Annotated in this window: 10 protein-coding genes; 5 read left to right on the top strand and 5 right to left on the bottom strand. The window is 72.8% G+C overall.

Going from position 1 to position 11,383, the window contains the following annotated elements:
• Positions 1–113: 113 nt before the first annotated feature.
• A complete protein-coding gene (locus tag AC0NH5_RS20665) occupies positions 114–2,135 on the bottom strand; it encodes an MMPL family transporter (RefSeq protein WP_474406187.1) in 2,022 nt (673 codons plus the stop codon).
• Between the two features lie 74 nt (positions 2,136–2,209).
• Between AC0NH5_RS20665 and AC0NH5_RS20660 the strand changes: the two genes are divergently transcribed.
• Positions 2,210–2,755: a MarR family winged helix-turn-helix transcriptional regulator gene (locus AC0NH5_RS20660; protein WP_474406185.1), complete on the top strand. Its 546-nt coding sequence runs from the start codon at positions 2,210–2,212 to the stop codon at positions 2,753–2,755.
• A 30-nt stretch (positions 2,756–2,785) separates the two neighbouring features.
• Positions 2,786–3,625, top strand: a complete 840-nt coding sequence (locus AC0NH5_RS20655; protein ID WP_474406182.1) for a tetratricopeptide repeat protein — start codon at positions 2,786–2,788, stop codon at positions 3,623–3,625.
• 117 nt (positions 3,626–3,742) lie between these two features.
• Here AC0NH5_RS20655 and AC0NH5_RS20650 read toward each other — a convergent pair whose 3' ends face one another.
• Positions 3,743–4,150 carry a MarR family winged helix-turn-helix transcriptional regulator gene (locus tag AC0NH5_RS20650; RefSeq protein ID WP_474406179.1) on the bottom strand — a complete coding sequence of 136 codons (408 nt, stop codon included), beginning with the start codon at positions 4,148–4,150 and terminating at the stop codon, positions 3,743–3,745.
• 135 nt (positions 4,151–4,285) lie between these two features.
• Here AC0NH5_RS20650 and AC0NH5_RS20645 point away from each other — a divergent pair, with 135 nt between their 5' ends.
• On the top strand, positions 4,286–6,058 hold the full coding sequence (locus AC0NH5_RS20645; protein WP_474406218.1) for an ABC transporter ATP-binding protein: 1,773 nt from the start codon (positions 4,286–4,288) through the stop codon (positions 6,056–6,058).
• A gap of 90 nt (positions 6,059–6,148) precedes the next feature.
• Here AC0NH5_RS20645 and AC0NH5_RS20640 read toward each other — a convergent pair whose 3' ends face one another.
• The 3 genes from AC0NH5_RS20640 to AC0NH5_RS20630 all read right to left on the bottom strand — a co-directional run bounded on the left by AC0NH5_RS20640 (position 6,149) and on the right by AC0NH5_RS20630 (position 8,998).
• The gene (locus AC0NH5_RS20640; RefSeq protein ID WP_474406176.1) at positions 6,149–6,799 is read right to left on the bottom strand and encodes a nitroreductase family protein; all 651 of its coding nucleotides are present in this window, start codon (positions 6,797–6,799) and stop codon (positions 6,149–6,151) included.
• A gap of 99 nt (positions 6,800–6,898) precedes the next feature.
• Positions 6,899–7,717: a hypothetical protein gene (locus tag AC0NH5_RS20635; protein ID WP_474406174.1), complete on the bottom strand. Its 819-nt coding sequence runs from the start codon at positions 7,715–7,717 to the stop codon at positions 6,899–6,901.
• Between the two features lie 60 nt (positions 7,718–7,777).
• Positions 7,778–8,998 (bottom strand): citrate synthase family protein, encoded by a 1,221-nt coding sequence (locus tag AC0NH5_RS20630; protein ID WP_474406172.1) that lies wholly within the window; start codon positions 8,996–8,998, stop codon positions 7,778–7,780.
• Between the two features lie 52 nt (positions 8,999–9,050).
• On the opposite strand from AC0NH5_RS20630, the gene AC0NH5_RS20625 reads away from it, so the two are divergent.
• Positions 9,051–10,157 carry a citrate synthase 2 gene (locus AC0NH5_RS20625; RefSeq protein WP_474406170.1) on the top strand — a complete coding sequence of 369 codons (1,107 nt, stop codon included), beginning with the start codon at positions 9,051–9,053 and terminating at the stop codon, positions 10,155–10,157.
• A gap of 216 nt (positions 10,158–10,373) precedes the next feature.
• Positions 10,374–11,330 carry a hypothetical protein gene (locus AC0NH5_RS20620; protein WP_474406168.1) on the top strand — a complete coding sequence of 319 codons (957 nt, stop codon included), beginning with the start codon at positions 10,374–10,376 and terminating at the stop codon, positions 11,328–11,330.
• Positions 11,331–11,383 lie beyond the last annotated feature (53 nt).

Below are 11,383 nucleotides of genomic sequence, written 5' to 3'. Positions count from 1 at the left end.
CTCTGCTCCCCCCCCCCAGCCCTCGTCCCCCTCCCCCGAACACCCCCCCCCCCGCTTGGGGTGGGGTGGGGGGGGGGTGGGGGGGGGGGAACGCACCCGCCCCCACCACACGATCATCGGTCGGCGTGGGCGGGGTGTGGAGTCTCCCGCGGCTCGTCCGTGGCGGGCACGGCTTTGTCCTGCGGCCGGCCGGGCCACCAGAACCGGTCACCCGTGAGGGTGGCCAGGGCCGGGACCAGCACCGTGCGCACGAGCAGCGTGTCCAGCAGCACGCCGATGCCGACGATGACGCCGATCTGGGTGAGCGTGACCACCGGCAGCACACCGAGCACCGCGAACACCGCCGCCAGCAGGATGCCCGCGCTGGTGATGACCGCTCCGGTGACAGCCAGCGCGTGCACCATGCCCTCCCGGGTGCCGCGCGCCGGCGTCTCCTCCCGGGCCCGGGTGACCAGGAAGATGTTGTAGTCCACCCCGAGCGCCACCAGGAACAGGAACGAGAACAGCGGCACCGAGGTGTCCAGTGCCGGATAGTCGAAGACGTTGCGGAACAGCCACGCCCCGGCGCCGAGCGACGCGATGAAGCTGGCCACCACGGTGACGAGAAGCAGCAGCGGCGCGACCAGCGCCCGGAGCAGGATGATCAGCATCAGCAGCACCACCGCGAGGATCACCGGCACGATCACCGCCAGGTCGTGACGGCTGGCGTCCCGGGTGTCCAGGGCGGTCGCCACGCTGCCACCCACCAGGACGTCCCCGTCCAGGCGCTCGCGCAGGTCGCGGATCGTGTCGAACGCCTCCTCGGTGTCCGGCGCCGCCTCCAGCACGGCGCTGATGCTGACCCACGTCCCGGTGCGCTCGCCGATCCGGGCCTGCGCCACCCCCGGGGTGTCGCTGACCGCGCCGAGGACCGCGTCCGCGCTCTCCGGGGCGGTCAGCACGATCGCGGGACCGGCCGCACCGGCCGGGAAGTGCCGGCTCAGCGACTCCAGCCCGGCCACCGACTCGGCCTCCACCCGGAACTGTTCGGTCTGCGACAGGCCGACCCTGGTGCCGAGGCCACCCATCGCCAGCAGACCCAGGATCGCCACGGAGACCACGGTCACCACCACCGGACGGCGTACGACCATGCGGCCGACCCGGGCCCAGAAGCCCTTCCCGTCCTCCGGACCGCCCTGCCCGACCCGCGGGATGAACGGCCAGAACAGGCCGCGGCCGCAGACCACCAGCGCGGCCGGCAGCACGACCAGCGCGAACACCGCCGCGATGGCCACGCCGGTGGCCGCGGTGACGCCGAGCGCGGCGTTCGTCTTCAGGCTGGCCAGCAGCAGCGTCAACAGCGCCAGGATCACCGTGCCGGCACTCGCCGCGATGGCCGGACCGGCCCCGCGCAGCGCGGTGGACATGGCGGTGAACCGGTTCTCGTGCCGGTGCAGCTCCTCCCGGTAACGGGAGATCAGCAACAGCGCGTAGTTGGTGCCGGCGCCGAACACCAGCACCGTCACGATGCCGGTGGTCGACCCGTTGATGGCCAGGCTGGTGTGCTCGGAATAGAGCGCGATGGCCTTGGCCGCCAGCTGGTCGGCGAAGCCGACGACGGCCAGGGGGACGATCCACAGAATCGGGCTTCGGTACGTGATGAGCAGCAGCACGGTCACCACGACCACCGTGACGATGAGCAGCCTGGTGTTCGCGCCGCTGAAGCTGTTCGCCAGGTCGGCGCCGAAGCCGGCCCCGCCCGTGACCTGTGCCGTCACGCCCGCGGGCAGACCGTCCTTCGCCGCGGTGCGCAGCTCGTCGACGACCCGGATGGTCTCGTCGCTGTCCCCGCTGGCCGGCAGCGGCACAGTGATCAGGGCGGCCTGGCGGTCCTCGGAGAGGATCGGCTGCCCCAGGTCCTGGACGCTCGACAGGTCGGCCTCGGTGAGCGTGGCGCCGCCCTTGGTGATGACGATCAGCGCCGGGTTGGTGCGCCCCGACGGGAACTCCTTCTGCAGCTGCGCGACCCGGGTCGACTCCGCCGAAGCCGGCAGCGAGGAGGTCTGGTCGTTGTCCGTCCGGGTCGTGCCGGCGAGGGCGAACACCGTCCCGCCGATCACGAGGGCCAGCAACAGTGTCGCCCATGCCCTTCTCATGAATCCTCCAAGACTAAGAATCTTTATAGTCGAGATTGTTCACCACTGGGGAGGCATCTGCAACACTGGGGCCCGTGGAAGGGACAGAAGCCGCCGAACGCCAGCGGTTGCGCAGGACACTCGTCGACCTGCTGAACGTGTACAGCAGTGAGGCGCAGCACATCGGCCACGCGTTCGCGAACCGTAACCAGCTGCACGCGACGGACATGCACGCCCTGCTCGCGGTGATGCAGGCGGAACGCGACGGGAACCCGTTGACGCCCGGCCGCCTCGGCGAGGCGATCGGGTTGTCGTCGGGGGCGACCACCGCGCTGATCGACCGGCTGGAGCGGGGCGGGCACCTGCGCCGCACCCGGGAGAGCAGCGACCGGCGGGTGGTGCACCTGCGGTACGCCGACGCCGGGATGGCGCTGGCGATCGCGTTCTTCACGCCGTTGCGCCCGCACACCGACGCGGTGATGGAGCAGTTCAGCGTCGACGAGTTGCAGGCGGTCGAGAAGTTCCTCGGCGGGATGGCCAAGGCACTGGTCACCTATCGCGACGAGCTGCGCGCCCGGCCGGCGGCGGGGCAGCCCAGCGACGGCGGAGCGCAACCGGCAAGCAACGGGCGGGTTCCGTAGGTCGGGGCGCGCGCCGCCGATGGAAGCGGCGTGCGAACCGAGCCCTTGCTGATCGAAGCCGACGACCTTCTGGCCCGCGGCCGTGCCCACAACGCGGCGAACCTGCTGGCGCCGTTCGTCGGGCGCGAGCCCGGCAACATCGGCGCCTGGCAGCGGATGGCCCGGGCCCGGCTCGACATGGGCGACCCGCACGGCGCGCTGCGCGCGGCCGGCGCCGCCTGGCAGCTCGACCCGGACGGCGCCGAGACGCTGTTCTGGGTGAGCCGGGCCTGCACCGCGCTGGGCGAGCACGCCGAGGCGATCCAGGCGGCCGGTCTGGCCTGCGACGACGACCCGGGCAACCCGCGTCTGCTCCACCGGCTCGCCGAGGCCCGCCTCGCCGCGGGGCTGACGGCGGAGGCTGCCGAGGGGCTGCGGATCGCGGTGGAGCTCGCCGGGTACGACGCCGACCTCTGGTTGACGTACGGGCTGGCGCTGTTCGCGATCGGCCGGCCGCTCAGCGCGCGGGAGGCGGTCGTCAAGGCGCTCCGGCTCGGCCCGCAGCACGCCGGTGCCCGCGCGGCGCTGGCCCGCTTCGAGACGGCGATGCGCGGCGTGGTCGACGCGCCGACCCTGGCCGCGGCGGCGGACGACTTCGCCGCCTCGCTGCAGGTGCAACCCGGTGGGCAGGTCTCCGCGCGCGGGCCGGCCGCACGGGACGCCGCGGCGCACGTGGCGCGGGTTTCGATGGTCTGGTTCCTGGTCGCGATCGGCGCGGTGGCGGCGCTGGACGTCACGGGGTTCGTGACGGTCATCGACAGTGTCTACCTGGGACTGTTCTGCGCCACCGGCGCGGCGGGCCTGGCCGTGCGGCTGCTCCACCGCCCCTGACCGCCGCTCCGGGCCGCTGGGAGCCGGCCGTGGAGGATGAGGTTGGTCGTGCGGGCTGGGCTGCCGGAACAGAGCTGAGAGCCGGCCGTGGGGTCGGCGGGAGCGGGCTGCAGGCGGTCAGTCGCGGAGTTTGCGGAGGATGCGGGACAGGTCGGCGCGGTCGGCGGCGCTCAACTCGGCGAAGAGGCGTTCGCCCTCGGCGGCCCGGGCCTGGCGGATCGCCTCGCCGGTCGCGGTGCCGGCGGGGGTCAGGGCGACCAGGATCGCACGGCGGTCGGCCGGGTCGGGGCGGCGCTCCACGAGACCCCGGGTCTGCAGGTCGTCGACGACCTCGGTGGCGGAGCGGGGGGCGATGCGCAGGTGGTCGGCGAGCGCGCTGAGCCGCATCTCGCCGTGGCTCATCAGCATGCCGATGGCGCGGGACTGGGACGGTGAGACGTTCCAGGGTTCGAGGGCGACGCGGGTTCGGTGCCGCAGTCGCCGGGTAACCGCCCAGAACACCTCGAGCAGCGAGTCGTCTTCCACGGGAACAAGGTAGCAACGGTTGCGGTTGTACCCTCACGTTGAGGTAACCTCAGCATCGTTCCCCAAGCCCCGTGGACGCCTCTGACCGGACACGGTGAGTCCGGGGCGTACCAGAAAGGTCTGCTCTTGGCGAAAATGACCGGCCGCGGCGCGGCACCTCGCCCGACCCCCGCGGAGAAGGCGCAGGCCCGCTCCGTCTCGCTGCGCCGCATCGGCGCCCTCTTCGACGGTCACCGGCGGCAGCTCGCCGTCGTGGTGGCCGTCATCGTGGTCTCCTCCGGAATCGCGATGATCTCGCCGTTCCTGCTGCGCGAGGTCATCGACGTCGCCCTGCCGCGGGCCGACCTGCGCCTGCTCGTCTGGTTGGTGGGCGGCATGGTCGCGGTCGCCGCGGTGACGTCCGTGCTCGGCGTCGTGCAGACGTGGATCTCCACCTCGGTCGGTCAGCGGGTCATGCACCGGCTGCGCACCGAGGTCTTCGCGCACCTGCAACGGCAGTCCGTCGGCTTCTTCACCCGCACCCGCACCGGCGAGGTGCAGTCCCGGATCACCAACGACATCGGCGGCATGCAGCAGGTGGTCACCTCCACCGCCGGCTCGGTCGCCGCGAACTTCACCACCGTCATCGCCACACTGGTCGCGATGACCGCCCTGTCCTGGCAGCTCACGCTGGTGTCGCTGATCGCGCTGCCGCCGGCGGTCCTGCTGACCCGGCGGGTCGCCCGGATGCGCCAGAAGATCACCGCCGAGCGGCAGCGTGAGCTCGCCGACCTCAACGTGATCATCGAAGAGGGCCTGTCGATCAGCGGCATCCAGCTGAGCAAGACGATGGGCGCCGGCGACGCCCAGATCGCCCGCTTCACCTCGTCGTCGCGGCGGCTCATCGACCTGGAGCTGCGCTCCGAGTTGGCCGGGCGCTGGCGGATGGCCGCGATGAGCATCGTGTTCGCGGTGATCCCGGCGGCGATCTACCTGGCCGCCGGGCTGCCGTTCGCGGCCGGCGGGATGAGCATCGGCACGCTCGTCGCGTTCACCGCCCTGCAGGGCAACCTGTTCCGGCCGCTGATGAGCCTGCTGGACGTCGGGGTGACGCTGACCAGCTCCCTCGCCCTGTTCGCGCGGATCTTCGAATACCTCGACCTGCCGGTCGACATCGAGGAGCCGGCCAGCCCGGTGCGGCTCGATCGGGTGCGGGGCCACCTGCGGTTCGAGGACGTGACTTTCGCGTACGACCGGAGCGGCACCGCGGCACTCGCCGGAGTGAGTCTGGACGTCCCGGCCGGGACGTCGCTCGCGCTGGTGGGGGAGACCGGGTCGGGCAAGTCGACCATCGCCGCGCTGATCGCGCGCCTCCACGACCCGACGTCCGGCCGCGTCACCGTCGACGGCGTCGACATCCGGTCGCTGTCGCTGGCCGACCTGGCGGGCATCGTCGGTGTGGTCAGCCAGGAGACCTATCTGCTGCACACGACGATCCGGGAGAACCTGCGGTACGCGAAGCCGGACGCCACCGACGACGAGATCGCGGCGGCGGCGACGGCGGCGCAGATCCACGCGCTGATCGCACGCCTGCCCGACGGGTACGACACGATGGTCGGCTCGCGCGGGCACCGGTTCTCGGGCGGCGAGAAGCAGCGGATCGCGATCGCGCGCACGCTGCTGCGGAACCCGCGGATCCTGGTCCTCGACGAGGCTACCAGCGCGCTGGACAACGAGACGGAGCGTGCGGTGCAGCGGGCGTTCGACGAGTTGTCGCGGGGCCGGACGACGGTGACCATCGCGCACCGGCTGTCCACAGTGCGCGACGCCGATCAGATCGCGGTGATCGACCATGGGCGGATCCTGGAGTCGGGCACGCATGACTCGCTGCTCCGCGACGGCGGCCGCTATGCGACGTTGGCGTCCTGAGGCCGGCCGCCGCGCTGGTCAGGCCGGCCGTCCTGAGGCCGGCCCCCGTGCTGGTCAGGCCGGCCGCCGTGCGGCCGGCCGGCGTGCTGGTCAGGCCTCGGCCGGTGGGGTGAAGCGCTCGAAGTGGACCACCTCGTCGAGCGGCCGGCGTTTCGGCTGCGACCAGCGGCCCTTGCTCGGGTAGCCGAGCGGGATCAAGGCCATGGTCAGCGCGTCGTCCGGCAGACCGAGCAGCTTGCGCACGTCCTCCTCGTGCCCGACGTGCAGCGTGGTCAGCGTCGCCCCGATCCCGTAGGCCCGTGCCGCCAGCATCAGCTGCTGCACCGCCCCGTAGATCGACGACCCCAGCCGCGGATTCGTCGACCTCGCCGCGCCCAGCATCACCGGGAAGATCCAGACCGGGGCCTCTTCCAGGTGGTTCGCCAGGTGGTCGGCGGAGAGGAAACTCCGCTTGCTCAGCGCCTCGCCCTCCGGCGCGTTGAGGATCTGTTCCCGCCGCGAGCCGTAATGCCGCTCCCAGCCCTCCCTGTACCACTCGGCGATCTGCCGCTTGGTCTGCGGGTCCCGCACCACGATCCAGCTCCAGAACTGACCGTTCCCGGCGGACGGCCCGCGGATGGCGGCGTCCAGGATCGCCCGGATCACGTCGTCGCTGATCGGCTGGTCGGAGAGGTAACGGCGGGCCGGCGTGGAATGCAACGCCTTCAGCAGGCTGATCTCCTGCGGCTCGGGTGAGGTCATGCCGGAAGCCTACGACGGCCCGGGGCGGCGGTCGCGCCCGCTTCGGCCGAGCTGTCCCACCCCGCTTCGGCGCCCGGCCCGACCCGTGTCCGCCGCTGGTCAACGGCCCGCGCCCGGCTCCTGACCGTGCCTCGGCCTTGCGGCCGGCCCCGGTCGTGGCCCCGTTCCCGGCTCGGGTCTCGCCGGCGGTTTCGGCTTCGCCGCGTTCTTCGGTTCCGGGCTGGCGGCGGCCCGCGGCGTCCGGTTCGCCGGGAATTTCGGTTCCGGCTTCGCGCCGGGCCGGTGCCCGGTTCGGCCCGGCGTCTCTGCCTCGCGCTGCGACGAAGCCCGGGGCTCGTCGGCCTCCGGGCTCCGCCCCGGATCGATCACGGGCGACGGCTCCGCCCTGGCGCCCGGTCTCGGCTCTGCAGGGGGGACCGCAGGGCCCGGCCGGTCGGCGGAGGCACCGGGCTGCTGCGCCGCCGGCTTCGGGACGGAGGCGCGCCCCGCCCGCGGCCCAGGCCTGCGCGGCGTCCTCGGCGGTGCGGGAGCCGGCTCAACGACCCGCGCCGCGGCAGGATCCGACTCCGCGACCTGCCCGGGCATGTGGTCGAGGTCGAGCACCCGCATGCCCAGCCGCCCCGGTTCGGCGGCGGCCGCACGCTCGTCGGCCCGGCTGAACACCCGGACGCCGGCGATGCCGATCAGCCAGCCCAGCCCCGCACCGAACAGCGGTGGCCACACCGGCCACACCGTGAACGCGACCAGCGCGGCGAGCGGGATCCACGCCGTCCGCAGCGGCCGCCATCGGACCAGCGGCAGGAAGGCGAACACCACCGTGGTCATCATCGCGGCCACGCCGTACCGAACGCCCGTGACGACGGCTATTGCCATCAGGAGCGTCCCGAGGACGGCCCAGCCGACTCGTCCGGCTGTCATGAGATTCACGGTAGTCGAACTCATGGATCCTGCACGGACCACGAGTGCGCCAAAGCGAAGTCAGCCCGGCTGACGACCGGCGTAACGCCCACTGGGGCGGAAACGGGACGGCCGGTCGGCGTACTCCTCCAGGGCGTGTGCGAGCCACCCGGCGGTCCGCGCCACCGCGAAGATCGCCTCGCCGGCGTCCGGCGGCATCCGGTGGTGCAGTGCGAGGGCGGCGAGGGCCAGGTCGACGTTGGGGGCGGTGCCGGACCGGGCGCGCATGGCGTCCGCCAGCCGCATCGCGGTCTGCCGCACCGGCCCGTCGCCCAACAGCTCGAAGATCCTGGTGGCGCGCGGATCGTCACCGGGGTACAGCGGATGCCCGAAGCCGGGCACCGGGAGACCCGCACGCAGGCGGTCGGAGATGCCGGCGACCGGATCCAGGCCGTTCACGGCTTCCAGCAACAGGGGGTACGCGAGAGCACTCGCCGCCCCGTGCAGCGGACCGTCCAGGGCGGCGAGGCCGGCGCCGACCACCGCGTAGGGGTGGGCGCGCGTGGAGGCGGCGACCCGTGCGGCCAGCGTGGAGGCGGCCAGGTCATGGTCGGCGAGCAGGATCAGCGCCGCTTCGAGGACGCGCAACCCGGCCGGGGTGGGCGGATCGGCGGACACCCGGAACCACAGGGCCTCGGCCAGGCCGGTCCGCCGGGCCGGGGCGACCCCGATGCACAGCGGCAGGGCGTGCACCATGGTCGCGAGCAGTTGACGGCCGGTGGCGACGACCGCGGCCGGCGCCGTGTCGAAGCGCAGCGGATCGGCGGCGGCGACGGCGGCCACGATGACCCGGAGCCGGTCGGTGAGCCGGGCGCTCGCCGGCAGCGGACGGGTCACCGCGGCGGCCAGGCCGATCAGGTCGTAGTCGACCGGAAACTCGGTGTCCGCCAGGTCTCCCGTCCAGAGCAGGCTGGTCACCGCTTCGAAGGTGGCCGTCCCGGCGAGCACCGTCGCGTCCCGCCCCCGGTAGTAGAGCCCGCCGTCCTTGATCAGCGTGATCCCGGTCCGGACCGCCGGGGTGGCCGTCCGCTTGCGGCTCGCCGCGAACGTGTCCACCTCGTCCCTGCTGAACAGGCTGTTCTTCCCGTCGGCGTTGCGCACGCTGGTGAGCAGGCCGCGACTCACATAGGCATAGACGGTGGCCGGCTTGACCCCCAGTCGTTCGGCCACCTGCTCGGTGGTCAGTAGCGCATCGGAGCTCATCGGCAGGCCCCACTTCTCGTCATGTGCTGATGTTCTCATGTTGACTGGATCAACATTGACATCAAGTCTTCCGAATTTCAGATTTGAGGGCATGTTGACTGTCAATCCAGGGCTTGCCGGTGTCGTCGTGTTCGACACCGAGATCGCTGAACCGGACCGCGACGGCGGGTCGCTGCGCTACCGCGGCGTGGACATCCAGTCGCTCGCCGGTCAGGTCTCCTTCGGTGACGTGTGGGGGCTGCTCGCCGACGGTGACTTCGAACGAGGCCTGCCGGCGGCGGAGCCGCTACCCATCCCGGTGCGCACCGGCGACATCCGGGTGGACGTGCAGGCGGCCGTGTCGATGCTGGCCGCGCAGTGGCAGCTCGGGCAGCTGATCGACATCGAGGACCGCCGGGCCCGCGACGACCTGGCACGGGCGTCGGCGGCCATCCTCTCGTACGTCGCCCAGGCCGCCCGCGGCGACCTGCCCGCCGTGCCGCAGCACCTGGTCGACGCCGGCCGTACCGTCACCGAGCAGTTCATGATCCGCTGGCGGGGGGAGCCGGACCCGCGGCACGTCATCGCGCTGGACCGGTACTGGATCTGTGCCGCCGAACACGGCATGAACGCCTCCACGTTCACCGCCCGGGTGGTCGCCAGCACCGGCGCCGACGCTCCCGCCTGCCTGTCCGCCGCCATGGCCGCGCTCTCCGGCCCTCTGCACGGCGGCGCCCCGGCCCGCGCGCTCACGATGATCGAGGCGGTGGAGGGCGGGGCGGACGCGCGCTCCTACGTGCGGCAGGTGCTCGACAGCGGCCGGCGGCTGATGGGCTTCGGTCACGCGATCTACCGCGCCGAGGACCCGCGGGCCCGGATCCTGCGGCAGACCGCCCGTGAGCTGGGTGCGCCCCGCTACGAGGCCGCCCGCGAACTCGAGATCGCCGCCCTGGCCGAACTGCGCGAGCGCAAGCCGGACCGGGTGCTGGAGACCAACGTGGAGTTCTGGGCCGCGGTCGTCCTCGACTTCGCCGGCGTCCCCGCCGAGATGCTCACGGCCGTCTTCGCGTGCGCGCGCACCGCCGGCTGGAGCGCGCACGTCCTGGAGCAGAAACGCCTGGGCAAAATCATCCGGCCGTCCGCCGACTACGTAGGTCCGGGCGCCCGCGACGCCGACCAGGTCCGCGGCTGGCCCGACGCCCTGCGCCGCAACACCTGAACCCCGCCGCCGCGGCAGGACGGTCGCGGTCAGCAGCACGGTCGCGGGGCAGCAGCACGGTCGCGGGCAGCAGGACTGTCACGGGGCAGCGGGGCGCTCGCCGGTCAGCGGGGCGCGGCCGCCGGGGGGATTCCCGGGCAGTGGGTAGGTCGGCTGAGGGGCTGCCCACGGTCAGCGGGCGGCCTGGCCAGAGGGGGTGGTCGACGGACAGAGAGGGTGGCGGCGCACGCAACGCCCGCATCCGAATCGGGGCATAACGGGTTATTCGCGCTGAACCTGCTGCCGGGCGGTGTTCAGGTGGACGTCCTCCCGGCGGCATCGGACCATGCGGAAGGCGCTTGGATGGATGTCACCCCGCGCGTGCCCGACCGGGTGAGGAGGCGCGCCCCTGACCATGGGACCGGACGGCCGCTGCACCGGGCGCAGAGAACCGACGTCCGCGTCGTGGTTCTGGTCGCAGCGGTGGGGAGCGTAGCCGCCCTGGCACTCGCCGGACCGGCCCTGCGCGGCAGCGCCCGCGACCACGAAGCCCGGCCGCCGGAAGCAGCCACTGTCACCCCGGAACCGTCCACCCCCGCGTCAGGCGCACCGCCCGGCCTGGCACCTTTCGGCCGTTCCCCGTCGAAGTCGCCCGGCCACGAAGCCTCCGCGCCGCCGACCTCACCGGCGAGCATGGGCAGTACGGCCCGCCCCAGCACCATGACAATCGACACCGCGCCACCCTCAACGGCCGCACAGCAGCCGGCGGCCTCCACGACGGCCGCCGAGCAGCCAACGCCGGCCAGGCCACGAGCCACCCCGGTGACCGTCAGGATCACCTCGCCGCGCGACGGGGAGACGATCACCGGCACGACGACCGTCACGGGGACGGCTGACTCCGGCGGCCACGAACTCGACGGCTACGAGGTCTGGCTGCTGTCGCGTCAGGGGTCCGGCGGCGCCTACCGGCCGGAGAGCCCCTGCCCCGGCGGCCGGACCTTCAGCTGCGAGGTGACCAGGCCGGACACGGCCGGCGAGGACAAGTTCCGGCTCGCCGTCATCGTCGTGGACCCGGCGACTGCCGCGACGATCGATCCGGGTGCGGTGCTCGCCACGCTGCCGCGGCATGCCGCGCGCCATGAGATCACCGTGCGCCGCGGGAAAAAGTCCGCAGAAAATCAGGGGAAGAAGTGAGAACCGGGGCCGGCGGGGAACCAGAGTCCTCGACGCACCATTGGGGAATGGGT

It is taken from the genome of Actinoplanes sp. 13 (assembly GCF_056134165.1).
Note: the sequence above shows the minus strand (reverse complement) of the source record. Positions and strands in the feature narration are given on the sequence as shown.